General features: G+C 60.7%; 23 protein-coding genes. 14 read left to right on the top strand and 9 right to left on the bottom strand.

What is annotated here, in order from left to right:
* Window positions 1-65: 65 nt before the first annotated feature.
* The gene (locus tag BGP85_RS16645) at window positions 66-638 is read right to left on the bottom strand and encodes a hypothetical protein (protein WP_028699935.1); all 573 of its coding nucleotides are present in this window, start codon (window positions 636-638) and stop codon (window positions 66-68) included.
* Between the two features lie 388 nt (window positions 639-1,026).
* Between BGP85_RS16645 and BGP85_RS16650 the strand changes: the two genes are divergently transcribed.
* Window positions 1,027-1,938 carry a CAAX protease gene (locus BGP85_RS16650; protein ID WP_049275213.1) on the top strand — a complete coding sequence of 304 codons (912 nt, stop codon included), beginning with the start codon at window positions 1,027-1,029 and terminating at the stop codon, window positions 1,936-1,938.
* 88 nt (window positions 1,939-2,026) lie between these two features.
* Here BGP85_RS16650 and BGP85_RS16655 read toward each other — a convergent pair whose 3' ends face one another.
* The 3 genes from BGP85_RS16655 to BGP85_RS16665 all read right to left on the bottom strand — a co-directional run bounded on the left by BGP85_RS16655 (window position 2,027) and on the right by BGP85_RS16665 (window position 6,502).
* Window positions 2,027-4,507 (bottom strand): DEAD/DEAH box helicase, encoded by a 2,481-nt coding sequence (locus BGP85_RS16655; RefSeq protein WP_102689286.1) that lies wholly within the window; start codon window positions 4,505-4,507, stop codon window positions 2,027-2,029.
* Window positions 4,508-5,302: a Hachiman antiphage defense system protein HamA gene (locus BGP85_RS16660; protein ID WP_049275212.1), complete on the bottom strand. Its 795-nt coding sequence runs from the start codon at window positions 5,300-5,302 to the stop codon at window positions 4,508-4,510.
* A 543-nt stretch (window positions 5,303-5,845) separates the two neighbouring features.
* Window positions 5,846-6,502, bottom strand: a complete 657-nt coding sequence (locus BGP85_RS16665; RefSeq protein WP_103448872.1) for a YciC family protein — start codon at window positions 6,500-6,502, stop codon at window positions 5,846-5,848.
* 155 nt (window positions 6,503-6,657) lie between these two features.
* On the opposite strand from BGP85_RS16665, the gene BGP85_RS16670 reads away from it, so the two are divergent.
* The 5 genes from BGP85_RS16670 (at window position 6,658) to BGP85_RS16690 (ending at window position 10,999) form a co-directional block, all read left to right on the top strand.
* On the top strand, window positions 6,658-7,425 hold the full coding sequence (locus BGP85_RS16670) for a DUF2076 domain-containing protein (RefSeq protein ID WP_103448873.1): 768 nt from the start codon (window positions 6,658-6,660) through the stop codon (window positions 7,423-7,425).
* A gap of 68 nt (window positions 7,426-7,493) precedes the next feature.
* A complete protein-coding gene (locus tag BGP85_RS16675; protein ID WP_103448874.1) occupies window positions 7,494-7,973 on the top strand; it encodes an NYN domain-containing protein in 480 nt (159 codons plus the stop codon).
* 9 nt (window positions 7,974-7,982) lie between these two features.
* Window positions 7,983-8,588 (top strand): 3'-5' exonuclease, encoded by a 606-nt coding sequence (locus BGP85_RS16680; protein ID WP_103448875.1) that lies wholly within the window; start codon window positions 7,983-7,985, stop codon window positions 8,586-8,588.
* Between the two features lie 109 nt (window positions 8,589-8,697).
* Entirely contained in the window at window positions 8,698-9,612 is a 915-nt protein-coding gene (yedA, locus tag BGP85_RS16685) for a drug/metabolite exporter YedA (protein WP_103449868.1), read from the top strand.
* Window positions 9,613-9,667: 55 nt separating this feature from the next.
* Entirely contained in the window at window positions 9,668-10,999 is a 1,332-nt protein-coding gene (locus BGP85_RS16690) for a DEAD/DEAH box helicase (protein ID WP_103448876.1), read from the top strand.
* A 43-nt stretch (window positions 11,000-11,042) separates the two neighbouring features.
* Here the strand turns inward: BGP85_RS16690 and BGP85_RS16695 are convergent, their stop codons facing one another.
* The 3 genes from BGP85_RS16695 to BGP85_RS16705 all read right to left on the bottom strand — a co-directional run bounded on the left by BGP85_RS16695 (window position 11,043) and on the right by BGP85_RS16705 (window position 14,067).
* Window positions 11,043-12,278 (bottom strand): TIGR03862 family flavoprotein, encoded by a 1,236-nt coding sequence (locus BGP85_RS16695; protein WP_103448877.1) that lies wholly within the window; start codon window positions 12,276-12,278, stop codon window positions 11,043-11,045.
* Window positions 12,279-12,427: 149 nt separating this feature from the next.
* Entirely contained in the window at window positions 12,428-13,342 is a 915-nt protein-coding gene (locus BGP85_RS16700; RefSeq protein WP_103448878.1) for a histone deacetylase family protein, read from the bottom strand.
* Between the two features lie 38 nt (window positions 13,343-13,380).
* On the bottom strand, window positions 13,381-14,067 hold the full coding sequence (locus BGP85_RS16705) for a lipopolysaccharide core heptose(II)-phosphate phosphatase PmrG (protein ID WP_103448879.1): 687 nt from the start codon (window positions 14,065-14,067) through the stop codon (window positions 13,381-13,383).
* A gap of 167 nt (window positions 14,068-14,234) precedes the next feature.
* Between BGP85_RS16705 and BGP85_RS16710 the strand changes: the two genes are divergently transcribed.
* The 4 genes from BGP85_RS16710 to BGP85_RS16725 all read left to right on the top strand — a co-directional run bounded on the left by BGP85_RS16710 (window position 14,235) and on the right by BGP85_RS16725 (window position 17,527).
* Window positions 14,235-14,807 (top strand): GNAT family N-acetyltransferase, encoded by a 573-nt coding sequence (locus BGP85_RS16710; RefSeq protein ID WP_103448880.1) that lies wholly within the window; start codon window positions 14,235-14,237, stop codon window positions 14,805-14,807.
* Between the two features lie 90 nt (window positions 14,808-14,897).
* Complete coding sequence (gene tesB / locus BGP85_RS16715; RefSeq protein WP_027917732.1) at window positions 14,898-15,767, top strand: acyl-CoA thioesterase II; 870 nt, start codon at window positions 14,898-14,900, stop codon at window positions 15,765-15,767.
* Window positions 15,764-16,354: an HAD family hydrolase gene (locus BGP85_RS16720; RefSeq protein ID WP_103448881.1), complete on the top strand. Its 591-nt coding sequence runs from the start codon at window positions 15,764-15,766 to the stop codon at window positions 16,352-16,354. The genes tesB and BGP85_RS16720 overlap by 4 nt, the downstream gene beginning before the upstream one ends.
* A gap of 162 nt (window positions 16,355-16,516) precedes the next feature.
* Window positions 16,517-17,527: a zinc-dependent alcohol dehydrogenase family protein gene (locus tag BGP85_RS16725; protein WP_103448882.1), complete on the top strand. Its 1,011-nt coding sequence runs from the start codon at window positions 16,517-16,519 to the stop codon at window positions 17,525-17,527.
* A 39-nt stretch (window positions 17,528-17,566) separates the two neighbouring features.
* Here BGP85_RS16725 and BGP85_RS16730 read toward each other — a convergent pair whose 3' ends face one another.
* Window positions 17,567-18,265: a FadR/GntR family transcriptional regulator gene (locus BGP85_RS16730; RefSeq protein ID WP_103448883.1), complete on the bottom strand. Its 699-nt coding sequence runs from the start codon at window positions 18,263-18,265 to the stop codon at window positions 17,567-17,569.
* 258 nt (window positions 18,266-18,523) lie between these two features.
* Between BGP85_RS16730 and BGP85_RS16735 the strand changes: the two genes are divergently transcribed.
* The 4 genes from BGP85_RS16735 (at window position 18,524) to gabP (ending at window position 23,517) form a co-directional block, all read left to right on the top strand.
* A complete protein-coding gene (locus BGP85_RS16735) occupies window positions 18,524-19,876 on the top strand; it encodes an MFS transporter (RefSeq protein ID WP_103448884.1) in 1,353 nt (450 codons plus the stop codon).
* A 19-nt stretch (window positions 19,877-19,895) separates the two neighbouring features.
* A complete protein-coding gene (gene gudD, locus BGP85_RS16740) occupies window positions 19,896-21,251 on the top strand; it encodes a glucarate dehydratase (protein WP_103448885.1) in 1,356 nt (451 codons plus the stop codon).
* A 102-nt stretch (window positions 21,252-21,353) separates the two neighbouring features.
* Entirely contained in the window at window positions 21,354-21,974 is a 621-nt protein-coding gene (locus BGP85_RS16745; RefSeq protein ID WP_258035896.1) for an MFS transporter, read from the top strand.
* Between the two features lie 151 nt (window positions 21,975-22,125).
* The gene (gene gabP, locus BGP85_RS16750) at window positions 22,126-23,517 is read left to right on the top strand and encodes a GABA permease (protein ID WP_103448886.1); all 1,392 of its coding nucleotides are present in this window, start codon (window positions 22,126-22,128) and stop codon (window positions 23,515-23,517) included.
* A 391-nt stretch (window positions 23,518-23,908) separates the two neighbouring features.
* Here the strand turns inward: gabP and BGP85_RS16755 are convergent, their stop codons facing one another.
* Entirely contained in the window at window positions 23,909-24,772 is an 864-nt protein-coding gene (locus tag BGP85_RS16755; protein ID WP_103448887.1) for a LysR family transcriptional regulator, read from the bottom strand.
* Window positions 24,773-24,849: the final 77 nt, after the last annotated feature.

The raw sequence follows: 24,849 nt of genomic DNA on the forward strand, positions 1-24,849 counted from the left end.
TCAAATATGATTTTAATTGAGGGGTAGTGACGAAGGCCACGATTGGCATTTCTGCCGCCTGCGGCTCATCGGCGCCTAGTCCTGGTATGGCCGGAGACATGGTGCGATCTCACCGCCACGGGGCCATTGCGGGTGTTTCGGATGTGACCGCTTCGAACGTGTCCACTGACATGCTGAAAGATCGGCCAATCGGGCAGGAATGACAGCCCCTGTGTGTGGTGCCTGTAAACCTCAGGCATGTATTTCTTCAGGTACTCCTCCAGCGAGTCCTCTGCCACCTCGAAGTTGTAGACCCGCCAGTAGGCCTCGACCAGGTCTCGGTTTCGACGAAGGTAGTAGCGCTCGAGCCATCCTGGGTTATCCGTCTCGTATTCGTATTTTGCCAAGGCAGCAGCGTCGCTCAGCGATGCCTTGAAGCCCTCCTTCCAAGCCAGGAGCAGCATCAGGAGCACGCCTACGACGGCCATGTGATCTTTGTCGTAGATGAAGAAGTAGACGGCTGCCGGCGAAGCAAATCCGAATGCCAGCCAGCCAATAAGAGTGAAGGGAAAGAACAGGATCGGAGCAATGAGCAGGACAACCGCGGAGACGAACCAGGCTCCGAGAACGCCCGACAGCTTGAGCCAAATGTTCGGCATGAGTTCCCTCTGATCAACCAGTTCTGAGCCTGAAGGCCTAAACGAGCGTTACGAAGTGATGGCTATATGGTGGCAGGTCGATGGTAGCCTAACGGCTGACTAGCAAGGAATACGTGAACGATTTAGGGCGCTTTTTAGGTGCAGGAATGGCGGTTTGGAAGCGGGATGATAACGGGGGAGGCGACGTGTACGAGGGGGTGAAATGAGTACTTATATTCCAGAAACGAAAACCCCGGCTCGAGGCCGGGGCGGGTGTTTCGTGGTCTTTGCAAGGAGTCGTAAGCTTTCGCTCATTGGAGCTCAATGCCAACCGTTTCTCAATCCTACGAGCGGTTGACACTGATGTCAACCCCCTTTATACAGGCACCTGGCCAGTAGGAAGCCGAGCATGCCTCACACCATCCAGTATAGACCCCAGCTGATCGACCACCTCATCAGCTCTCACCGAATCGCCAGTTACAGCAAGGTATTTTCGACCAGCAATGACGCTGAGCTAGTGGGGGCCTACCTGTGGAACTCGCACGTTTGTGGGGTTCTCTACCCCCTGCTCAGCGCGGCGGAGGTCACGTTACGGAACTCGATTGACACCGCCCTGACGGCTGATCTTGGGAAATTTTGGTGGAAGGCAAAGACGCTTAAGTACAAGAGCTTTACTCCCGGAGGCCAGGTGCCCGATGCGGTCGCGAAACTGACTAAAAATTTCGGGTCAGCCTTCAACACCGCCTGGTACGAGCGCAAAAGCCGGCAGGTCAGTGGGCAGCCAGACCACCAAGAGGTCGTATCCAAAACGGAATTTTCCACGTGGGAATTCGTTCTGGACAACGAATATATGGGTAACAACCTTATCTGGCCGAAGAATCTTGGGCGGGTTTTCAAGGGCCAGTGGCCAACGAGTCAGGCGAGCGCCATGCTGGCCGGGTGCAAGGATCAGGTTGCGCTGGTACGGAAGTTCCGAAATCGAGTGTTCCACCACGAACCCGCTTGGAAGCGCTTCAACGTCAATGATGAACACCAAGCAGTGGCCCACCTGCACGAGAAAATCAGCAAAATCACTGAGCTGATCTCATGGATTTCGCCCGAAAAGATCGACCTTCTAGAGAGATCCGGGGTGATCCGAACGGCCTACCGTGCCTGCTCCGTGGCCGAAATCGAACGGTTCAAGTACCAGTCCAAGACGAGCACGGTCAACAGCATGGTCAAGCTCATCAAGGTTGCAGAGGCTGCAAGCGCTGGAAATGAGGTTATGAAAATCGCGTTATATGGAAAGCGGAAGGCGGTCTATACCCTTCAGGCTGACTGATAGGTGTTCTGCTGGCCGCCTCCGAGTCCTGCCCGCCCTCCCGGTATCAACCAGGCCAGCGGGCATCATCCTTCAGCTCTCTGTGGAGCTACGCCGACTGCTCTGGCACAGGTTTCAAGTTCAGCTGGGCTTCAAAGATCAGCAGGTCACTTTCTTCGTTCCGTCTCATCAGCCCGATTACATGGGAGCTGACCTCGATCTCACCATTCGCATTCATGCGCACATACCGAGGGTATCGATCAAGCAACAGTTCGGATAATCCGCGACTATACCCCTCGCGAATCAATTTGATTTTTGATTCATCGTCGGTACCGTACTTCACTCGCTTGTAGAAGCTAGGCTCTACGGCGCCCACTCCATTGAGGATCTCAAGGAATCTGAAGATTTTGTTGTCAAAAAAGTCGTCTTCGTCTTTGAGCCTTACGATTGCGAGATTGACTCGTTCTACGTCGTTCTTTCGTGAAATTCTTACATAGTGAGCACTATGGCTATTTTTGTACTTGGTGTCGCCCCAGCTGGACACGTATACATAGTCAGTGCCTTTCGTTTGGGGGAGATCTTCCCAGTATTTTAACGTGTGTCTGATGATTTGTTTTGTAGTGCGTTTTTTTAGTTTCCAATCCAGGAACATTGCGTAAAAGTCCAACGCTGCCTGATTTTTTAGGCGCAGCATGTCGCTATTTTTTGTTCCTGCATGAAACTTTTCGATGAAGCAAGTCTTGATGTCGGTTAAGAGCCGGTCGGCGGTATTGATTGGCCCATTCGCCTCGAGTGATAGGCTAATGGCTTCGTCCACGTCTTCTTCTGAGGCAAATACGTCGATTTCGCTGACGCTGTTGGCGATCATTAAGCGGCCAACCTCTGTCTTTACATATTTGCATTCTTCGCCAGTGACAACGCCTGGCTGAAGGTTTTCAAGCCTTGATACCGCGTCCTTGTGGCGTAGGGCGGCCTTGTCATCACTTATGTCAGCTGCTTCGAGGAGAACATTGTTGACCGTGTCTTCGTCTTCTTTCGAGACGTTTACGGAATTTTCGTAGAACGTCTTGAGGTTCGCTCTCTTGTGGGTGTATTCATCAACACCCAAAAGGTAAATGCTGGATTCAAGCTTTTGCAGCGCAGAACCCGCCTTGGGGTCAAATACCTCACTAAATCTGTTTACCCGACCAATCAAATTTTTGAACTGTGATGACGTCAGGTTTCCTATTCCTTTGGAGTAGTCAAATATAAACAGTCGCTCGATTGGTAAATTTACTCCTTCAAGCAACGTTGAGTTGCATACCAGGTATTTAATCGCCTTGGACTTATTGAACAGATTTTCAAGATAAAGACGGATGGTATCTGGGATTGAACCGTGATGGTACATCACACCCTTTCGTAGGCAAGCGATGAGCCGATAGCGCTTGTCGAACGTTTCCTCGAGTTCGTCGCAAGCTGTTTGAACCAGTGGGCATTCAATGTTTGGCAAGCTCTCGGCTAGTTCGAGCGCAAATTGCTCGATCCGTTTTTTCGTGTTTCCGTAGATAATGTTCTTGGCAAGGGATTCATTTTTAATAAGGTCAAAGCAGTTCTTGTGCTTGCGATCTAAGTCAATCCAGTGGTTAAGGAAATGATCATAGAGCTTAAGCTTTCCATCATCCTTTCCGGTTCTGAAGTCCCTAACAAGGAAACGCTCGGATTTTATATACTCATCAATCCTGAATCCCTTCGGTGTCATGTCCAAGTAGCGAACACGAACATTAAGCTCATTGCAAAGGAATGGAGTTAGAAACTTGAAGGAAGTGTCGGGGTTGCGAGCTCCCAAAATACATAGCATCGTGGCCAATAGTTCGTTGCGGCTATCGCCCTGGAGGAGGTTGTGCGCCTCGTCCACGAACACCATGTCGAATTTTAAATAACTATGCTCGTTAAGCATGCGATTCAGTCGTTCTTGAGTCAGTACAAAAACGCGGCAGTTTCGCTCAGGAGAATACATCTCGGGGTGCGTGATGACTTTGCCCATGTCGTTGATGTCAGCATAAATCAACCGCTTTTTTGTCTGAGCCAGTAAGGCTTTTGAGGGTACAAGAATGAGTACACGTTTTTCAGGGTTGTCTCTAACGGACTTAATGATCAGATCTGATTTGCCGTAAGAGGTCGGAGCTACTACAACTGATGAATTTTCATACTCAGCTTGTACGAAAGTTCTCAAGGTGTCCTGCTGCTCTGTAAGCACCATCTCTTGATCGCGGAAGGTATCTACGTAGCTACTTACGATGTTCTGGATAAAAGAGTTGCTCAGCCGTTCATCTTGCTCAAACGACTTTCCGATAACGGCAGAAACTGGGAGAAGCCCGCTGTTCACGGCTACGTCGTAAAGAGGCTCGTATCGGCCAGTAAGGTTTCCATAAAGCAGGGTGATTCGATAACCTAGGCGCTTAATTTCTGCCGCGCTGTGATTAAGTAGTAATACAGCGATAGCGAGAAGTTTTACAGTTTCCCCATCGGACATTTCATGACCGCGCAGAAGGTTCATGTAAATGTCTTTGAAACGGGTTTTTGCTAACTCCTTGATGGTGAGCTCTTGCATTTAGCATCCTGCCTCTGTGCGAAGGAAGTCTTCTAGCTTCTGAAGCGTTCCTTTCTGAAGCGATAGCACTAGAACGGTTTTGAATATCGGGTTGGCTATCAGCTTGTTTGTGAAATGTTCGACTGTCTTCTCTTCTACTTTTCGCGTCGCATCGTTGAATAGCGCAGATACCAGAACGACATTGTTGTCTGAGGCAACAGCAGTGTTCAGGTAGGCGTTGTCACCCTCTAGACCTAGAATCTCAAGAACTGATTCTTTGTAGCCTTTACTTTCATTGATTGATTTCTGGGCGGCATTGATCGCGTTGTGCCAATGGTTCGTCTCGGCCTCGGCAAGTCGGCCCTTTAAGTCATCTCGAGCCTTGGCCAGCAATGCGCTAGTAGCTGCGCAAGAGGTTCTTGTGCCTGCTCCGCCCGACTTTACCTCGGTGATCCACACTTCATTCGAAGCGGATTCGTACAGGACGAGGTCAAAGCCTTTCCTGATGTGTTTTTCTTCCATGTTGAAGAACGGGGAAATGACATCGAAGCTATCGAGCTTTTTAAGAATGATCACGTGTGCCAGGAGTTCTCCAAGCATACCAATTCGCGTCTTATCTTCTTTAGTCGAATAGCGATCCCAGAATGATTTGAGGGTGGCTGCATACTTGAACATGATTGAGCTGCGGCTGGCGAGATCGGCGCCATGGCAGATACGCGTTAGGTTGTCTCGTATCGTGGTCTTTAGCTCATCAGAAAAGTTTTCAACACAGCACACTGCGTACTGACCGGTTTGCTTGAAAATTACGCCATCCATAACACGATCTTTCCAAAGGGGCCGCAGCCTTTGCTTTCCCCATCGCCGTAGGCGACAGGACTCGAGGATCTGGCAGAAGAATCAGCTCCCCGGTGAGCGTCTGCGCTCGCGATCAGAGAGGCAATTCACGGCAATCAATGCCATGGAGGCACTGTGCCATTTAGTAGGAAGTATAGCGAGAGGTGTCTTTCACACCCCGAGATTTTCCCGCTCCCAAACTTAGCGTGGATTACCGTTTTAGGGTGAGGGGCGCGGGGTGTCAATCGTTGTGGAGCTGGATGCAGTCTGCGCACATTTTGGCTGTCAATATGTCCTCAAAATACCTGCAGAAGCGTCAATCCAGGGCGAATCCATTGACAGTCAATCACCGTCAATGGGTATGCGGGAGAAACCCAGGTTTTCTGCTGGTTTGAGCGTGTCAATCTATGCATCGCAGTTGCGATGGTGGTAACTACTGGCCGGATGACCCGTTGGTGGCTGAAGCGACCGCGCGGGCCAAGCCGCGCGGTACCTGAGCACCTCGCATCTGCCGCCATGGCGCAGTCAGGCGGCTGCCTCACTTTCCAGCAGCATGAATAGTCGATACAGCACCACGGTGCTGAACAGCTGCAGGAAGCCACTCAAGCTGTCCATGGCCAGTTCGGCTGCTGGCGAGGGCTCGGGGATGGCCATCAGCAGCAGCCCGTCGATCAGCCAGATCGGCGCCAGCACACCCACCACGCAGATCATGATGCGCATGAAGTGCCCGGTGGTCATACGCGCACTCTCGCGCATCGACTGCACCACTGGCAGGCCACGCAGCACCAGCAGGTATTCGGCGAACACCAGGTTGATCATGATCCACACGCCCGGGAAGATGAACAGCGCCAGCCCGGCCATGATCAGCAGCGAGCTGATCATGATCAGCAGGGCCAGCTGCGGCCACAGCTGCAGGGCGCGGGCGAACAGGTCGCGTTTGCGGATCTCCTGGCCGTTGCTGCGGGTATCCAGGTAGAGGATCAGCGCCGCGCTGTACAGCGGATAGAACAACAGGCTGATCAGCATGCCGTAGGCCGGCGAGGCCTGGTCGCCCAGCTGGCGATACAACAGTTGGGTAATGAGGGCTTCGAGCACCACCAGCGGCAGGCACAGCGGGATGATGCTGGCCAGGTGGCGGCGGAAGAAGTACAGGGAGTCGCGCAGAACGCTCAGCGGATTCATCAGTCAACATCGCAAGGCAGTAAAAGCAGGGGCATAACTTTAGCCCAGAGCTGTCACTTGCTGAAAAAAGTTTCACCCGTGCGGTGATTGAATCCGCAGCCCATGCGCCCCATCTTTGCCATGTCCGATGTCCTGCTAGCCCATGAGGTAGCCCAATGAACACAGATGAACAAACCCTGATCGACGGCCTGTTCGGCCGCATCAAGCAAGCCGAAGACCCGAGCCAGCCGCGTGATGTGCAGGCGCAGGCACGGATCGAGGAGCATGTGCGCCAGCAGCCGGCAGCGCCCTATTACATGACCCAGGCGATCCTGGTTCAGGAAGCCGCAATCAAGCAATTGGACGAGCAGAACAAGCAGCTGGAGGCCGAGCTGAAGCAAGCCCGCGCCCAGCTCGACGCGACCCGTGCCAGCAGTGGCAATGGCGGGGGCGGGTTCCTGTCGAGCATCTTCGGTGCCGGTGCGCGCAATCCGGAGCCGGTTCAACCGCAGCGCCCAAGTGCGCCGGTAGCGTCGGGTGGCGGTTGGCGTGAGCCGAGTGCGCCGGGCTTCTCCCAGCCGCAGCCGCAAATGCAAGCACAGGCACAACCGCAACAGGCCGGCTTTGGCGCCGCGCCGGCGCGCAGCGGTGCCAGCAGCTTCCTCGGCGGCGCGATGCAGACTGCTGCGGGCGTCGCCGGTGGTGTGTTGCTGGCGCAAGGCATCAGCAGCCTGTTCAACCACCACTCGCAGCCTGAGGAGGTGGTCGAGGTGATCAAGGAAGAGCCGGCACCGGCCAGTGACAGCGGCGGCTGGAATGACCAGGGCGGGCAGCAGCAAGTGGCTGACAATGACGGCTGGGGCAATGATCAGGGTGGTTTTGCCGACACTGACTATGGCAGCGATGACGGTGGCTTCTTCTCGGATGACGATACGTTCGTCTGATCGGTCTGGCATACTGCTGGCATTTCCGAAGGGGCGCTTTGCGCCCCTTTTCATGTCGAGGGTATGTGGTGAAAAAGATCGCGCTGTTCGCCGATGTGCAGAACCTCTACTACACCGTGCGCCAGGCCCACGGCTGCCACTTCAACTACACCGCACTGTGGAAGGAAGTCAGCCGCGAAGGCGAGATCGTCGAGGCCGTGGCCTATGCCATCGACCGCGGTGACAGCAAGCAGCAGCAATTCCAGCAGATCCTGCGCAACCTCGGTTTCGACGTGCGCCTGAAACCGTTCATCCAGCGCAGCGACGGTTCTGCCAAGGGCGACTGGGACGTTGGCATTACACTCGATGTGATCGATGCGGCCAGCCGGGTCGACCAGGTGGTGCTGGCCTCCGGTGATGGTGACTTCGACCTGCTGCTGGAGCGGGTCATCCAGCGCCATGGCGCCGAGGCGGTGGTCTATGGCGTCCCAGGCCTGACGGCGTTGTCGCTGATTCGCGCCGCCACCCGTTATGTGCCCATCGAGGGCGCGCTGTTGCTCAAGCACTAAGGTTTTTTCATGGAACGTATTGCTGTCATCGACTTTGAAACCACCGGTATTTCCCCCGGTGCCGGCTGCCGCGCCACCGAGGTGGCGGTGGTGATGCTGGAACGCGGGCGCATCGTCGAGCGCTATCAGAGCCTGATGAATGCCGGTGTGCCGGTGCCTGCCTTCGTCGCCGGACTGACCGGCATCACCACTGCCATGCTGCGCTCAGCGCCGCCGGTGGACAAGGTGATGAACGAAGTGGCCGAGTTCGTCGGTGATACCCCGTTGCTGGCGCACAACGCCGCCTTCGACCAGAAGTTCTGGGATTACGAACTGGGCCGCATCGGCCGCAGTCGTCGCCAGTCCTTCGCCTGTTCCCTGCTGCTGTCCCGGCGCCTGCTGCCGGCGGCGCCGAACCACAAGCTGGGCACCCTGACCCGTTGGGCCGGGCTGCCGGATACCGGTACCGCGCACCGGGCGATGGCCGATGCGGAGATGGCCGCCAACCTCCTGCAACATTTGGCCGGTGTGCTATGCCAGACCCACGGCATCCAGCAACTCTCCCACGAGCTGCTTTGCCGCCTGCAGAAAACGCCTGCCGCGAAAGTCCGCGAAACCTTGGCTAAGTACGCCTGATGAGCGCACCAAAAGTGTGCCGCTCATTTCGCGCTGTTTTGTAACTTATCTTTGCTTGCACACAGCCCTAAACTCAGTCACCCGAAAACGGATTTCTGAGTTGCCTGCCATGCCTGCCTCCCGTCGCTTTCCGCTGTTGCTCGTCGGCGCCTTCCTGGCCTTGTACCTGGTCTGGGGTTCCACTTACCTGTTCATTCGCATCGGCGTCGAGTCATGGCCGCCGATGCTGATGGCGGGGGTGCGCTTCCTGATTGCGGGCGGACTGCTATACGGCTTCCTGCGCTGGCGCGGGGTGCCGGCACCGACCTGGCCGCAATGGCGTGCGGCAGGTGCCATCGGCTTTCTGCTGCTCAGCTGCGGCAACGGCGGTGTGACCGTGGCCGAACATGCTGGCGTGGCATCGGGCGTGGCGGCGTTGGCAGTGGCCACCGTGCCACTGTTCACCCTGGTCTTTGGCTTGCTGTTCGGCCACCGCAACTCGCGCCTGGAATGGGCCGGGATCTTCCTCGGCCTGCTCGGCATCGGTTTGCTCAACCTCGGCTCGAACCTGCAGGCCAGCCCCATCGGCGCGGCGCTGATCCTGTTCGCGGCGGCTTCGTGGGCATTCGGTTCGGTGTGGAGCAAAAGCCTGCCGCTGCCACAGGGGCCGATGGCCAGTGCTGCCGAGATGCTGGTTGGCGGTGCGGTATTGCTGCTGGGCAGTGTGCTGTCTGGTGAGCGCATGACGCAGATGCCGACTGCTGCTGGCTGGGGCGCGCTGGCTTACCTGGTGCTGTTCGGTTCGATACTCGCCTTCAGTGCCTACATGTACCTGCTCAAGAACGTGCGCCCGGCCGCTGCCACCAGTTATGCCTACGTCAACCCGGCGGTGGCGGTGCTGCTGGGCATCCTCTTCGCCGGCGAAGAAATCGGCGCGGAAGAATGCCTGGCCATGGCGGTGATCATCGGCGCCGTGGTGCTGATCGGCTTGCCGCAGTGGCGCAAGGCTCCCGAACAACCGCTTAAGGGCGAAATCTGCAAGTAGCCAGGGGCGATGCGGTAAACTTGCCGCCTTCGCTGAACCCCCTGACGGTATTGCCATGAATTTCGCCCAACTCGGCCTGATCGAACCGCTGCTGCGCACCTTGCAGCAGCTGGACTACACCACCCCGACCCCGGTCCAGGCCAAGGCCATCCCTGCCGTGCTGGCCGGCCGCGACCTGATGGCCGCAGCCCAGACCGGCACCGGCAAGACCGCCGGTTTCGCCTTGCCAGTGCTGCAACGCCTGGCCTTGGAAGGTGAGAAGGTCGCCAGCAATTCGATCCGTGCGCTGGTACTGGTGCCGACCCGCGAGCTGGCCGAGCAGGTGCACAATAACGTGCGCGAGTATGCCGAGAACCTGCCGTTGAGCACCTATGCGGTGTATGGCGGGGTCAGTATCAACCCGCAGATGATGCGCCTGCGCCGTGGCGTCGACCTGCTGGTGGCGACGCCCGGTCGCTTGCTCGACCTGTTCCGTCAGAACGCGGTGAAGTTCAACCAGGTACAGACGCTGGTCCTCGACGAAGCCGACCGCATGCTTGACCTGGGTTTTGCCGAGGAGCTGCAGTCGGTCTACGCCGCCTTGCCGCGCAAGCGTCAGACGCTGCTGTTCTCCGCCACGTTCTCCGAGCAGATCCGCATGCTTGCCGGCCTGGCCCTGAACGACCCGCTGAGCATTGAAGTCAGCCCGCGCAACGCTGCGGCGACCACGGTCAAGCAGTGGCTGGTGCCTGTGGACAAGAAGCGCAAGACCGACTTGTTCATGCACCTGCTGCGCAAGCAGCGCTGGAAGCAGGTGCTGGTATTCGCCAAGACCCGCAATGGCGTCGATCAGCTGGTCGAGCGCTTGCTGGCTGAAGGCGTCAATGCCGACGGCATCCACGGCGACCGCCCGCAGGCCACCCGCCAGCGCGCGCTGGACAGTTTCAAGGCGCGGGAAATCCAGGTGCTGGTAGCGACCGATGTCGCGGCCCGTGGCCTGGATATCGACGACCTGCCGCTGGTGGTCAATCTCGACCTGCCGATCGTGGCCGAGGATTATGTGCACCGTATTGGCCGTACCGGCCGGGCCGGCAACAAGGGCGAGGCGATCTCGCTGGTGTGTGCCGATGAAGTGCAGATGCTGTCGGCGATTGAAGTGCTGACCCGGCAAACCTTGCCGCGTCATGAGGAGCCGGACTTCATCCCCGAGCACCGGGTGCCGATGACCGATGCCAGTGGCCAGGTGATCAAGAAGCCGAAGAAGCCCAAGAAACCGAAAGAGAACAGCGCCAAGCGTGGCCTGGGGCGCTGGATGGACAGTGCCGAGGCGGGAGCGGCAGAGCCTTCGGTGAAGGCTGTGCGCAAGGTGCCGAGCTTCAACGGCGGGCCGCGCAAGCGCAAACCCTAGTTTCGGGATCTCTAAAAGCCTGTGGGAGCGGACGATGCCTGCGTCAGGAATGCAGCCAGTCTGCTGCAGCTCGCCCCGCTCGCAATCCACTGGCAAAGCACGCCGTCAGCAGATACCCCCCTGTCGGCGCCTCCCAGTCCAGCATCTCGCCCGCACAGAACACTCCCGGCATCCGGCGAATCATCAACCCTTCATCCAGCCCTTCGAAACGCACGCCACCGGCACTGCTGATTGCTTCGTCCAGCGGTCGCGTGCGTACCAGCGTGACTGGTAAGGCCTTGATCGCCCGTGCCAGCGCCTGAGGATCGGCAAAGGTCGCCTGATCCGTCAGCTCCCGCAGCAACCCCGCCTTGACCCCATCGATCCCCAACTGGCTGTGCAGATGCTTGGCCATCGACCGCGACCCGCGTGGTTTGGCCAGCGCCTGGGCAATCTTGTCCACAGGCTTGTCCGGCAGCAGGTCGAGCAACAGCCTGGCCTGCCCCTGATGCTCGATGGCCTGGCGCAGTTGCGCCGACCATGCATACACCAGGCTGCCCTCGACACCCTGGGCGGTGAGGATGAACTCGCCCTTGCGCGGCGCCATGCCCGGCACGCTCAGGGCAATGTTCTTCAGCGGTGCCCCTGCGAACTTGTCCACAAGCACTGGACTCCAGCCTTCGACCTCGAAACCGCAGTTGCTCGGCCGCAGCGGCGAGATATCCACAGTGCGTTCGGCTAGCAAAGGCTGCCAGGCACCATCGGAGCCTAGCCTGGCCCAGCTGGCGCCACCGAGGGCCAGCACCACGGCGTCGGCCCTGACCTGCAATTCACCCTGTGGATAAGCGATTCGCAAGCTGCCGTCGGCATTCCAGCCCAGCCAACGATGGCGGGTGTGGATAACTACCCCGTTGTCACGCAGGCGCTTCAGCCACGCGCGCAGCAGCGGGGCCGCTTTCATGTCGCTCGGGAAAACCCGGCCCGACGTACCGACAAAGGTTTCGATACCCAGCCCGTGAATCCACTGGCGCAGCGCATCGGCATCGAAGTCGCGCAACAACCCGTCGACCTCGTTCTGCCGCTCGGCATAGCGCGAAACGAACTGTGGATAAGCTTCCGAGTGGGTGATGTTCATGCCGCCGACGCCGGCCAGCAGGAATTTGCGGCCCACCGATGGCATCGCGTCGAACACTTCCACCGCCAGGCCCGCCTGGGCCATGGCTTCTGCAGCCATCAGGCCGGCAGGGCCGCCGCCGATAACGACGGCCAGGGGAGGGGAAGCGGGGGATTTTTCAGACATGATAGGCAGCAGGCTGTGGAAAAGACTGCACATTCTAGCGCAGCCGGGCCAACGTAAGCACTGAACAAAAAATGATCAGTGTTCTGCAGGGCACGCAGGCAAAGGGCTGTAGCGCCTTTCCCGCAGGTTATCCACAAGCGGTTCCACAGTCATTGTGAACAACCCATGACGCGCGCCGCACTGTGGTGAAGAATGCCGTGGCGCCTGGCCAAGGCTTCACGGTCCTTGCTGTAGCCGCCGCCGATCACCCCGACCACCGGTATATCCCGGCCCAGGCAGTGGCGCATCACCAACTCGTCACGCGCCGCCAGCCCTTGGTCGGTGAGTTGCAGGTAGCCCAGGGCATCGTCCTTGTGTACATCGACGCCGGCGTCGTACAGCACCAGGTCGGGTTGATACAGCGGCAGCAGATAGTTCAGCGCATCTTCCACCACCTTCAGGTAAGCCGTGTCGCCCATGCCGCGTGGCAGGGGAATGTCCCAGTCACTGTGGGCCTTGCGTGCCGGGAAGTTCTGCTCGCAGTGCAGTGACACGGTGATGGCGTCCGGGGTGTCGTGGAGGATGCGTGCCGTGCCGTCGCCCTGGTGCACATCGCAGTCGAAAATCAGCACCCGGTGCACGCGGCCGGCCTCGAGCAGGTAGCGGCTGATCACTGCCAGGTCATTGAAGATGCAGAAGCCCGCCGGGTGGTCGTAGTGGGCGTGGTGGGTGCCGCCGGCCAGGTGGCAGGCGATGCCGTGCTGCAGCGCCATCTCGGCGGTCAGCAGCGAGCCGCCCACTGCGCGCACGGTACGCCGGGCCAGGGCTTCGCTCCAGGGCAGGCCGAGGCGGCGCTGGTCCTCGCGGGACAACTCGCCGTTCATGTAGCGCTCGATGTAGCTGCGGTCATGGGCCAGGGCGAGGATATCGTTGGGGCAGATGTCCGGGCGCAGCAGGGCCTGGTCGGTGGTCAGCCCACTGTCGACCAGGTGGTCGCGCAGCAGGCGGAACTTGTCCATGGGAAAGCGGTGCTCGGCGGGGAATTCCGGGCTGTAGTCTTCGTGGTAGATCAGCGGCAACGGCATGGGGACTTCGCAATCAGGGCCAGCGCTGATCTTGCCAGTTATTTCCCCACGCTGGCCAATACGCGTTGCCAGTCTGGCTCGTTCAAGCGTCCAAGGATTCGCGCCTTGCCGTTGGCATCCACCGATACGAACAGCGCGCTGGCGTAGTTGCTCTCGCGCTCACCACCGGCCACCCGCTGCTGGCGGGCGAAATGGTCGATGCAGCCATTGTGGGTCACCAGCACCAGGTTGTGCCCCGCACGCTTGCGTGCCAGCGCTTCAATGGCGAACTGGTTGTCGCAGCTTTCCAGCCAGGCTTCGCTCGGTACGGCCTGGCCGAGGATGAAGTGCGCGGTTTGCAGGGTGCGCACTTTGGGGCTGGCGAGCACATCGGCATTGGTCAGGCCCAGTTGCTTCAAGCCTTGGCCGACCCGCGTGGCAGCCTCGCCGCCGGCCACGGTGATGCCGGTAGGGTCGTTCAGGCACGGGCCGGGTGCGCTGTCACAACGTTCGGCGTGGCGGATCATCACGATCACTGCGCCTTCGGCCCAGTCTTGCAGGAGGCCGCTTTCACTCAACTGCTGCTCGTTGCCAAGGTCCACGATATGGGTCCTCGTCGCCAGCCAGGTGGTCACTGCCGCGATGACCATGCACAGGCCAAGAGCGGCACCGAGGGCTTTGCGTGACATGCGTCGCTTGCGACGGGCGTGGATGGCGGGATGGCCCAAGGTGTTGCTCGGCTGCATGCGTCACTCCAATGGCGCGGCGGTGGTTTGGCGGTATTGTGCTCAGCCGTCTGTCGGGGGCTGGTGAAGGGGTTGTGAAAATTGCATTCCGGGCGCCGCCAGTTGCGTGAAAAACCCGGCCGCGCCTACGCTGTTAAGTGCCAAAGCGCAAAACCGGAGCTCGTCCCATGACCCCCATTCTCCACCTGGAAAGCCCACGCCTGGTGCTGCGCCAATGGCGCGACGACGACCTGCGCGAGTTCGCCGCACTGTGCGCCGACCCGCAGGTGATGCGCTATTTCCCTGCGCCGATGACGCGGCTGGAAGCGGCGGCGCTGATCGGCAGGATCCGTGGGCACTTCAACGAATACGGCTTTGGCCTGTGGGCTCTGGAGCGAAAAGATAGCGGCGCTTTCATCGGCATGACGGGGTTGCTCAATGTCAATTTCGACGCGCCGTTCGCCCCGGCGGTGGAGATTGGCTGGCGCCTGGCCCGGCGCCACTGGGGCCTGGGGTTTGCCAGTGAGGCGGCGTGGGCCTGCCTGCGTTGTGCTTTCGCCCAATTGCGCGTGGAAGAGGTGGTGTCGTTCACTAGCGAGAGCAACTTGCCGTCGCAGAAGGTCATGCAGGCCATCGGCATGGTCCAGGACGCCAATGGCAGCTTCGATCACCCCCGCCTGCCCATCGGCCACCCACTGCGCCCTCACGTGCTGTACCGCATTGACCGCGCACATTGGGAGCAGACCCTGCGCACTGAATGAGCCGCCATGCACGGTGTCAATGGCAAACCCTGTATCATTTCCCACCTGAGAGCGCCGTAGAGCTGTGATGCCTTGCTAGGAGAACCCCCGATGAGTCATGTGTTGGACGACCTGGTCGACCTGTTGAGCCTCGAGTCGATCGAGGAGAACCTGTTCCGTGGCCGCAGCCAGGACCTGGGCTTCCGCCAGCTGTACGGTGGCCAGGTGCTAGGCCAGTCGCTGTCGGCCGCCAGCCAGACGGTCGAGGACGCGCGCCATGTGCATTCGTTGCACGGTTACTTCCTGCGCCCGGGCGATGCCAGCCTGCCGGTAGTCTACTCTGTCGACCGCGTGCGTGACGGCGGCAGCTTCAGCACCCGGCGGGTGACGGCGATCCAGAAGGGCCAGCCAATCTTCACCTGCAGTGCGTCGTTCCAGTACGACGAGGAAGGCTTCGAGCACCAAGTGCAGATGCCTGACGTGGTAGGCCCGGAAAACCTGCCGACCGAAGTCGAGCTGGCCAGTGCCCATGCCGACAAGCTGCCCGAGCGCATCCGCGACAAGGTGCTGTGTGCCAAGCCGATCGAGATCCGCCCGGTGACCGAGCGCGACCCGTTCAACCCCCAGCCCGGCGACCCGGTGAAGTACGCCTGGTTCCGCGCCGACGGCACACTCCCGGACGTACCTGCACTGCACAAATACCTGCTGGCCTACGCCTCCGATTTCGGCCTGCTGACCACCTCGCTGCTGCCCCATGGCAAGTCGGTGTGGCAGCGCGACATGCAGATCGCCAGCCTCGACCATTCGCTGTGGTTCCACCGCAACCTGCGCGCCGATGAGTGGCTGCTGTATGCCACCGACAGCCCATGGGCAGGCAATGCCCGTGGCTTCTGCCGCGGCAGCATCTTCAACCGCGCCGGCCAGCTGGTGGCCTCGTCGACCCAGGAAGGCCTGATTCGCCACCGCAAGGACTGGGCATGAGCCTGGCCGAAATCCGCAACTGGGTGTTCGACATGGACGGCACCCTGACCGTGGCGGTGCACGATTTCGCGGCTATCCGCGTCGCCCTGGATATCCCGGCCGAGCACGACATTCTCACCCACCTGGCGGCGCTGCCGGCGGCCGAAGCAGCGGCCAAGCATGCCTGGTTGCTGGAACATGAACGCGACCTGGCGATTGCTTCGACAGCGGCCACCGGGGCGGTGGAGCTGGTGCGTGAGCTGGCCGAGCGTGGCTGCCGCCTGGGCATCCTGACCCGCAATGCGCGGGAGCTGGCGCATGTGACGCTGGAAGCGATCGGCCTGGCGGACTGCTTTGCGGTAGAGCACATTCTCGGGCGCGATGAGGCTGAGCCGAAGCCGAGCCCGGATGGGCTGTTGAAGATTGCCAACGCCTGGGGCGTGGCGCCCGGCGAGCTGGTGATGGTCGGGGATTACCGCTTTGACCTGGACTGTGGGCGGGCCGCTGGTGCGCGCACGGTGCTAGTGAATCTGCCGGATAATCCATGGCCGGAGCTGGTGGACTGGCATGCGGCGGATTGCCGGGCTTTGCGGGTGATGCTGGGCTGAGTTTTGTGTGACCTGTGAGGCCTCTTCGCGGAGCAAGCCCGCTCCTACAGGATTACCGCAGGCTCGGACTCTGTGCGATACCTGTAGGAGCGGGCTTGTCCCGCGAAAGGGCCGGAACTGGCTATGCTGAACCCCAGTCTTTCTCTGAATGGAGCCTCAGTCATGACCAGCAAGGCCATCTATGTGCAACCCGGCGGCGGCTACGACAAGGTCGAAGTCGGCACCTGCGAGGCCCCAGCGCCCAAGGCCGGCGAGATCACTGTGCAGCTGCATGCCAGCTCCCTCAACTATCACGACTTCGCCGTGGTCAGCGGCATGTGGGGGCCGAGCGAGCGGCGCATTCCCATGGCCGACGGCGCCGGCGAAGTGGTGGCGGTCGGCGCGGGCGTGAGTGAATTCAAGGTCGGCGACAACGTGGTCAGTACCTTCTTCCCCGACTGGCTGGACGGCCAGGCGAACGTCGAAGGCTTTGGCCGGGTGCCCGGCGATGGCATCGACGGCTACGCGCGCGAACAGGTGACCGCTCTTGCTACCGCCTTCACGCTGGCCCCCCAAGGCTTCAGCCACGCCGAGGCTGCGACCCTGACCACGGCCGGTCTCACCGCCTGGCGCACATTGATGAGCGATGACCACCTCAAGCCGGGTGACACGGTGTTGGTGCAGGGCACTGGCGGTGTGTCGATCTTCGCCCTGCAGTTCGCCAAGCTGGCGGGGGCCACGGTTATCGCCACGTCGTCCAGCGACGCCAAGCTCGAGCGCCTGAAGGCCCTCGGCGCCGACCACCTGATCAACTACAAGAGCACCCCGGCCTGGGGCGAGAAGGCGCGTGAACTGACGGGCAATCGCGGCGTCGATCATGTGATCGAAGTGGGTGGGCCGGCGACCCTGGAGCAGTCGATGATCGCTGCGCGCATCGGTGGGCACGTGTCGCTGATCGGCATTCTCACCGGCGTGGCCGGGCAGCTGCCGCTGGTGCAGGCACTGGTGCGGCAGATCCGCCTGCAAGGTGTGCTGGTGGGCAGCCGTGCGCAGCAGCAGGCGATGGTGCGGGCGATCGACGCCAATGGCTTGCGGCCGGTGGTGGACAAGCATTTCGAACTGGAGCAGATCGTCGAAGCGTTCCGCTATCAGGAGAGCAACCGGCATTTCGGCAAGATCTGTCTGACCTGGTAACCCGCCTGATGCGCTCCCACAAGGGCAAGGGGCAGCTTGTCAGTCTGGCAGCAGGCGATCCCGGCTGTTGGACAGGTGCAGGCAGATCGCCGCCCGCGCCGCGTCCGGGTCCTGCCGGCGGATGGCGTTGAGGATCGCCTCATGCTCAAGGTTGGCCAGGTAAGCATGCCGCGCCAGCTTGGCCCCGGTGCGCTCGGCCAGGGCCATGCGGTTACGCGGGATCAAGCCGTTGCCCAGCTGCGCCATCATCTCGCTGAAATACAGGTTGCCGGTGGCCTCGGCGATCAACAGGTGAAAGCGCCGGTCCGCCTCGATACAGCTGTCCCCGGCAGCCGCCAAGTCCTGATAGTCATCCAGCGCCTTGCGCATGCGTGCCAGGTGCTCGTCACTGCGGCGCACGGCGGCGAGGGCGGCCGCCTGGCCCTCCAGACCGATGCGCAGCTCCAGCAGGTCGCGCACGCTGGCGGCATTTTCCGCTCCCACGCGCAAACCCGCCTGGCCCTGGCGCTCCATCACGAAGGTACCGATGCCGTGGCGCGGTTCCACCAGGCCTGAGGCCTGCAATTTCGACAGTGCTTCGCGGACCACGGTGCGGCTGACGCCATGCTCGCGCACCAGGGTGTTCTCCGATGGCAGCTTGTCCCCGGGTTTGAAGGTACCCAGCAGGATCTGCTGGGTCAGGCTCGACACCAGGTCATGGGCACGGCTGTGGCTGCGTTTGGCGGGGGAAGTGTCCATGGAAATTCCGGATAGGGTTGCTTGTACGATAAGTTAACCAATAAAAATAATTTCTGCCTGGTTTTTCTCTGCACGGTACAAGGCTGTTAATTACGTTGTCGGCATATTCGGCGCCATGTTGCGATTTATAAGCTTGTATTTTGCTATTTAAGCGATATTTGGCTCCTTGTCGTACAACCTCGCTGCGCATATGCTCCATCCCACTGTCATGTCAGACAACCTCGACCCGCACAAAAACAATTAGTGGGAGATCCACCCGTGAACGACACCCTCGCTCCGTCTGCCCGGAATGAAGGCGACGCTTTGGCCAGTGCCGTGGCCAAGGTCAAACGCCACGTCCTGCCGCTGTTCGTCATCATGTTCATCGTCAACTACCTCGACCGCGTCAACATCGGCTTCGTCCGCCCGCACCTGGAAAGCGACCTGGGTATCAGTGCCGCCGCCTTTGGTTTCGGCGCCGGGCTGTTCTTCATCGGCTACGCGCTGTTCGAAGTGCCCTCGAACATGCTGCTGCAAAAGGTCGGTGCGCGGCTGTGGTTGACCCGCATCATGTTCACCTGGGGCCTGGTGGCCACCGCCATGGCCTTCGTCCAGAACGAAACCCAGTTCTACGTGCTGCGCTTCCTGTTGGGCGTGGCCGAGGCGGGCTTCTTCCCTGGCGTGATCTACTACTTCACCCGCTGGCTGCCGGCCGCCGAGCGCGGCAAGGCGATAGCCATCTTCCTCAGTGGCTCTGCCTTGGCGTCGTTGATTTCCGGGCCGCTGGCCGGCGCGCTGATGCAGATCCAGGGCCTGGGCCTGCATGGCTGGCAGTGGATGCTGTTCATCGAAGGCATGGCCTCGGTGACCCTGTGCTTCTTCGTGTTCTTCTGGCTCGACTCCAAGCCGCAGGATGCCAAGTGGCTGAGCCAGGCCGAACAGGACGCGCTGGTAGCGACCATCGACCGCGAGCAGCGTGAGCGTGAAGCCATCGGTGCGGTGAAACCTTCGGCCTGGAGCCTGCTCAAGGACCGCCAGATCGTGCTGTTCTGCCTGATCTACTTCTGCATCCAGCTGACCATCTACGCCGCCACCTTTTGGCTGCCAAGCATCATCAAGCGCATGGGCGACCTCAGCGACCTGCAGGTCGGCTTCTTCAACTCGATCCCGTGGCTGATCTCGATCATCGCCATGTACGCCTTCGCTGCTGGCTCAACGCGTTGGAAGTTCCAGCAGGCCTGGGTTGCCGGTGCCTTGATAGTCGCCGCCATCGGCATGTTCATGTCCACCACCGGCGGCCCGGTGTTCGCCTTCGTCGCCGTGTGCTTCGCCGCCATCGGCTTCAAGTCGGCCTCGTCGCTGTTCTGGCCGATTCCTCAAGGCTACCTGGACGCCCGTATCGCCGCGGCCGTGATCGCCCTGATCAACTCGGTCGGCAACCTCGGCGGCTTCGTCGCCCCTACCACTTTCGGCCTGCTCGAGCAGCAGACTGGGTCGATCCAGGGCGGGCTGTATGGCCTGGCCGTGACCTCGGTGCTGGCGGCCATCGCCATCTTCTTCGTACGCATTCGCCCCAAAGGCGCTCCCGTTGACGACCTCAAGGCGCCTTCGGCCTTGGGCCAGACCCACTGATGACTGCGAGACAACAACCATGAACATGCAGACCAATCCCGCCGTTCACACCAGCACCCCCGTTGTCACCGACCTGCGGGTGATCCCCGTGGCTGGCCACGACAGCATGCTGCTCAACCTCAGTGGCGCCCATGGCCCGTACTTCACCCGCAACGTCGTAGTGCTGCGCGACAGTGCCGGCAACACCGGGCTGGGCGAAGTACCCGGTGGCGAGAAGATCCGCCAGACCCTGGAAGACGCCCGCAATCTGGTGGTCGGCCAGCCGATCGGCCACTACCAGCGCGTGCTCAACGCCATGCGCCAGACCTTCGCCAACCGCGATTCCGCCGGCCGCGGCCTGCAGACCTTCGACCTGCGCATCACCGTGCACGCGGTGACGGCCATCGAGTCGGCGCTGCTCGACCTGCTCGGCCAGCACCTCAACGTGCCAATGGCGGCACTGCTGGGTGAAGGCCAGCAGCGCGAAGCAGTAAAAATGCTCGGCTACCTGTTCTACATTGGTGACCGCCAGCAGACCGACCTGGCCTATCGCAACGAAGCCGACGCCGATGACGACTGGTTCCGCCTGCGTCACGAAAAGGCCCTGACCCCGGAAGCGGTGGTGCGCCTTGCTGAAGCGGCCAAGCAGCGCTATGGCTTCAGCGACTTCAAGCTCAAGGGTGGGGTGCTACGGGGTGAAGAGGAAATGGAAGCGGTGACGGCCCTGGCCGAACGCTTCCCCGAAGCGCGCATCACCCTCGACCCGAACGGCGCCTGGTCACTGAAGGAAGCCATCGCCCTGTGCCGCGACAAGCACGATGTGCTGGCCTACGCCGAAGACCCGTGCGGTGCCGAGAACGGCTATTCGGGCCGTGAGGTGATGGCTGAGTTTCGCCGTGCCACCGGCCTGCCGACCGCCACCAACATGATCGCCACCGACTGGCGGCAGATGGGCCATGCGATCCAGTTGCAGTCGGTGGACATCCCCTTGGCCGACCCGCATTTCTGGACTTTGCAGGGTTCGGTGCGGGTGGCGCAGATGTGCAACGATTGGGGCCTGACCTGGGGCTCGCACTCGAACAACCACTTCGATATTTCGTTGGCGATGTTCACCCAAGTGGCGGCGGCAGCGCCGGGGGAAATCACGGCCATCGATACCCACTGGATCTGGCAGGACGGCCAGCGCCTGACCCGTGAGCCGCTGCGCATCGTCGACGGCCATGTGCGTGTGCCGGAGCGTCCGGGGTTGGGGGTGGAGTTGGATGAGGACCAGTTGGCCAAGGCCCATGAGTGCTACCGCAACATGGGGTTGGGGGCGCGGGATGATAGCGTCGCGATGCAGTTCCTGATTCCGGGTTGGAGTTTCGACAACAAACGGCCTTGCCTGGTGCGTTAAGGCATCCGGCCTCTTCGCGGGACGAGCCCGCTCCTACAGGATTTGCGTCACATCCGGGATGTGCACTGAACCTGTAGGAGCGGGCTTGAAGAGCTGGACTACATGCGTGAAGGCGGTGCCCTGGTCGACCAGGAAAAGGAACGCAAGAAGGCCAAGAGCAAACCGACCCGCGCCGAACTTGCGCAGCTGTTCACCAGCCGCAACCTGTGGGCGGTGTACCTGGGCCAGTACTGCATCACCGCACTCACCTACTTCTTCATCACCTGGTTCCCGATCTACCTGATCAAGGGCCGTGGCATGACCATCATGGAAGCCGGCTGGGTCGCTGCGCTGCCAGCCATCTGCGGTTTCACCGGCGGCATTCTCGGCGGCTTCGTTTCAGACTGCCTGATCCGCCGCGGCGTGCACCCGTCCAGGGCGCGCAAGACTCCGTTCGTGATCGGCATGGCGCTGTCCACCAGCCTGGTGCTGGCCAACTATGTGGACGGTAACGCGGCAGTGATTGCCCTGATGACCCTGGCCTTCTTCGGCAAGGGCCTGGCGGCGGTGGGCTGGTGCCCGGCCGAAACACATCCAAATGAAAAACAAAAGCGTCAGACGGCCCGCTGGCGTGATCGGATAAGCCATTCGCGACATCTGGCGTTTATGGAAATGCGCTGTCGTGATCGAACAGTTCCGAGGCGTTCTCGTGTAATTTCCCACAGCCTCGCGGGGCTTAAATGAAGCCCGAACCACACCGGCATCTTGCTCTGTGACGTGTGCCAAAGATCAACAACAGAGCACCAGCAACGTGTCGACTTCTTGAATTGAAAGGAGATATTTTCGCCTACGCCTGCCCGTCCTTCCTTGTGTCAGCAAAAAGAGAACAAGATCAATGAACACCGTGGGATCTGATGGCAACCTTGCACAAGGTTTCAAGCCACGTCATGTAACGATGCTGTCGATTGCGGGCATTATCGGTGCAGGACTTTTCGTAGGCTCCGGGCACGCCATCGCGGCGGCCGGGCCAGCCACCATACTTTCGTACTTCGTGGCCGGGACCCTGGTGGTGCTGGTCATGCGCATGCTCGGCGAAATGGCTGTGGCACACCCAGACACGGGATCGTTCTCCACCTACGCTGACCAGGCCATCGGCCGCTGGGCCGGCTATACCATCGGCTGGTTGTACTGGTGGTTCTGGGTGCTGGTGATCCCGATCGAGGCACTGGCGGCAGGGCATGTGCTCAACGCCTGGTTCCCCGACATCCCAAGCTGGATCTTCGCCCTCGCCTCAGTGCTGTTGCTGGCCGGCACCAACCTGTTCAGCGTGGCCAAGTACGGCGAGTTCGAGTTCTGGTTCGCCATCCTCAAGGTTACGGCGATTCTCGGTTTCATCGGCCTCGGTTTTGCCGCGCTGATGGGGTGGCTGCCCAACCGTGAAGTCAGCGGCCTGAGCGGGCTGATGGCCGAACATGGCGGTTTCGCGCCGAAAGGCTGGTCGGCGGTGGTCGGAGCGTTCATCACCGTGATGTTCAGCTTCATCGGCACCGAGGCCGTGACCATCGCCGCTTCCGAATCCAGCGACCCGTCGCGCAATATCGCCAAGGCCACCCGCTCGGTGATCTGGCGGATCAGCACCTTCTACATCCTGTCGATCTTCGTGATCATCTCTGTGGTGCCGTGGAACGACCCGCAGCTGGCAGTGGTGGGGTCGTACCAGCGCGCGCTGGAAATCATGAACATCCCCAACGCTGCCTTCATGGTCGACCTGGTGGTGTTGGTGGCCGTGACCAGTTGCATGAACTCGTCGATCTACATCGCCTCGCGGATGATGTACTCGCTGGCCAAGCGCGGCGACGCCCCGGCGTTCCTCAACAAGACCTCCAAGGTCGGCGTGCCACGTTCCGCAGTGTTCGGCAGCACCCTGATCGGCGCCGGCATTGCCGTGCTGAACTACTTCGCACCCAAGGGCGTGTTCGAGTTCCTGCTGGCCAGCTCCGGCGCCATCGCGTTGCTGGTGTACATGGTCATCGCCATCTCCCAGCTGCGCATGCGCCGCCGCCTGGAGCGCGAGAACACCGAGCTCAAGTTCCGCATGTGGCTGTTCCCGTACCTGACCTGGGCGGTGATCATCTTCATCGCCGGCGCGCTGGCGGTGATGATGTACACGCCTGAGCACCGGGCGGAAGTGAGTTCGACCTTGGGCCTGGCGATCGTGATTTCCTTCCTGGGGATCGTCACCTCCCGGGGCCATGCGCGAACGGTGGGGGCGCGGTCGATGGGGTGATTGAGTTCACCTTGCAACAAGGGCGAGGGCACCAGTGGATGGGTGCCCTTGTTTTTTTGTGTTCGGCGATATTGATTCAGCGCCTATGAGATCGAGCGCCGCCCGCGCGGCGCATCGCGAGCTTTGCTCGCTCCTACGTTTGTTTCAGGCCAGTGACGCCTGTGGCAGACGCGCGCGACCGCCTTGTTTGTTCCACGCGATATTGCGCCATGCGCCAAGGCGTCCGCGCACAAATCCCACAGGACTAACTGGCCCGAAACAAACGTGGGAGCGAGCAAAGCTCGCGATGCGCCGCGCGGGCGGCGCTCGATCTGCTAGGCGCTGAAAATGTTGTGGTGCACGCCTGCCAGCGATAAAAGTCTCACCAGTGGTGAGACAATTTATTCGAGGTCTAGTCGCTTACCATCTCGATGTACCTGTTCACAGCCGGCGCTTTCTCGAAGCGCCGATGCACCAGGCTCAACCACGAGCTGGCCTGGCAATCGGCAATCCGCCGGTAGTTCACCTGCGGCAGGCTGATGCGCTGCACCACCGACTCCGGCACCACGGCGATCCCTTGCCCCAGCGATACCAAGGTAATCACCGCCACCAGGCTGCCCGGCTGCGGCCCCAGCCGTGGGACGAAGCCACCCTGCGCCGCCACTTCCAGCGTGCCGGAAATCTGTTCGGGCAGAATGAAGGTCTCGTTGGCCAGGCGCGCTGCCGGAATCTGCGGCAGTTCGTTGATCCGCAAGCTGGCGGGCAGGGCGAGCACGAAACCTTCCTGATGCAGGGCGATGGCTTCGAGTTCTTCCGGCAGCTCCATCGGTGAACGCACATAAGCCAGGTCGAGCAAGCCATCACGCACCATGTCCGGCAGCTCGGCCATGGGCAGTTCACGAATGTTCAGGCGCACTCCGGGGTGGGCATCACTGAAGCTGATCACCTGCCGCTGCAACATGCCCGAATACGCCGCCGACGCCACGTAGCCCAGCTCGATACGCCCGCTGTCACCCCGCCCGGCACGCTGCGCACCCAGTTGCGCGGCATCGAACTGGCGCACCGCCTGCTCGGCCTCGATCAGCAGCGCCTGGCCGGCAGCGGTGAGGTTCACTTCGCGCTGATTGCGCTCGAACAGCCGTACGCCCAGTTCGCGTTCCATGTCCTGAATCTGCCGGCTGAGAGTGGGCGGGGCGATGCCCAGCTGCTCGGCGGCACGGGTGAAGTGACCGTGGCGGGCGACGCAGAGGAAGTAGCGGAAGTGACGGATTTCCATGCGGTGTTACCTGCAGGCTAATGACGCGGTCCCTTGAGGCTAACAAGCTTCGGGGATGGTGGCATTAAGGTAAGTGC

The sequence above is a fragment of the Pseudomonas putida genome (genome assembly GCF_002906855.1).
GTDB lineage: Bacteria > Pseudomonadota > Gammaproteobacteria > Pseudomonadales > Pseudomonadaceae > Aquipseudomonas > Aquipseudomonas putida_N.

Excerpts from the sequence above, each read along its gene's own strand:
- BGP85_RS16710 (WP_103448880.1), top strand. The coding sequence starts at position 14,235 with ATGACCCCCATTCTCCACCTGGAAAGCCCACGCCTGGTGCTGCGCCAA.
- BGP85_RS16680 (WP_103448875.1), top strand. The coding sequence starts at position 7,983 with ATGGAACGTATTGCTGTCATCGACTTTGAAACCACCGGTATTTCCCCC.
- BGP85_RS16695 (WP_103448877.1), bottom strand. The coding sequence starts at position 12,278 with ATGTCTGAAAAATCCCCCGCTTCCCCTCCCCTGGCCGTCGTTATCGGC.
- tesB (WP_027917732.1), top strand. The coding sequence starts at position 14,898 with ATGAGTCATGTGTTGGACGACCTGGTCGACCTGTTGAGCCTCGAGTCG.
- yedA (WP_103449868.1), top strand. The coding sequence starts at position 8,698 with ATGCCTGCCTCCCGTCGCTTTCCGCTGTTGCTCGTCGGCGCCTTCCTG.
- BGP85_RS16755 (WP_103448887.1), bottom strand. The coding sequence starts at position 24,772 with ATGGAAATCCGTCACTTCCGCTACTTCCTCTGCGTCGCCCGCCACGGT.
- BGP85_RS16690 (WP_103448876.1), top strand. The coding sequence starts at position 9,668 with ATGAATTTCGCCCAACTCGGCCTGATCGAACCGCTGCTGCGCACCTTG.
- gudD (WP_103448885.1), top strand. The coding sequence starts at position 19,896 with ATGAACATGCAGACCAATCCCGCCGTTCACACCAGCACCCCCGTTGTC.
- BGP85_RS16720 (WP_103448881.1), top strand. The coding sequence starts at position 15,764 with ATGAGCCTGGCCGAAATCCGCAACTGGGTGTTCGACATGGACGGCACC.
- BGP85_RS16650 (WP_049275213.1), top strand. The coding sequence starts at position 1,027 with ATGCCTCACACCATCCAGTATAGACCCCAGCTGATCGACCACCTCATC.
- BGP85_RS16730 (WP_103448883.1), bottom strand. The coding sequence starts at position 18,265 with ATGGACACTTCCCCCGCCAAACGCAGCCACAGCCGTGCCCATGACCTG.
- BGP85_RS16645 (WP_028699935.1), bottom strand. The coding sequence starts at position 638 with ATGCCGAACATTTGGCTCAAGCTGTCGGGCGTTCTCGGAGCCTGGTTC.
- BGP85_RS16725 (WP_103448882.1), top strand. The coding sequence starts at position 16,517 with ATGACCAGCAAGGCCATCTATGTGCAACCCGGCGGCGGCTACGACAAG.
- BGP85_RS16705 (WP_103448879.1), bottom strand. The coding sequence starts at position 14,067 with ATGCAGCCGAGCAACACCTTGGGCCATCCCGCCATCCACGCCCGTCGC.
- BGP85_RS16655 (WP_102689286.1), bottom strand. The coding sequence starts at position 4,507 with ATGCAAGAGCTCACCATCAAGGAGTTAGCAAAAACCCGTTTCAAAGAC.
- BGP85_RS16660 (WP_049275212.1), bottom strand. The coding sequence starts at position 5,302 with ATGGATGGCGTAATTTTCAAGCAAACCGGTCAGTACGCAGTGTGCTGT.
- gabP (WP_103448886.1), top strand. The coding sequence starts at position 22,126 with ATGAACACCGTGGGATCTGATGGCAACCTTGCACAAGGTTTCAAGCCA.
- BGP85_RS16670 (WP_103448873.1), top strand. The coding sequence starts at position 6,658 with ATGAACACAGATGAACAAACCCTGATCGACGGCCTGTTCGGCCGCATC.
- BGP85_RS16665 (WP_103448872.1), bottom strand. The coding sequence starts at position 6,502 with ATGAATCCGCTGAGCGTTCTGCGCGACTCCCTGTACTTCTTCCGCCGC.
- BGP85_RS16700 (WP_103448878.1), bottom strand. The coding sequence starts at position 13,342 with ATGCCGTTGCCGCTGATCTACCACGAAGACTACAGCCCGGAATTCCCC.
- BGP85_RS16745 (WP_258035896.1), top strand. The coding sequence starts at position 21,354 with ATGCGTGAAGGCGGTGCCCTGGTCGACCAGGAAAAGGAACGCAAGAAG.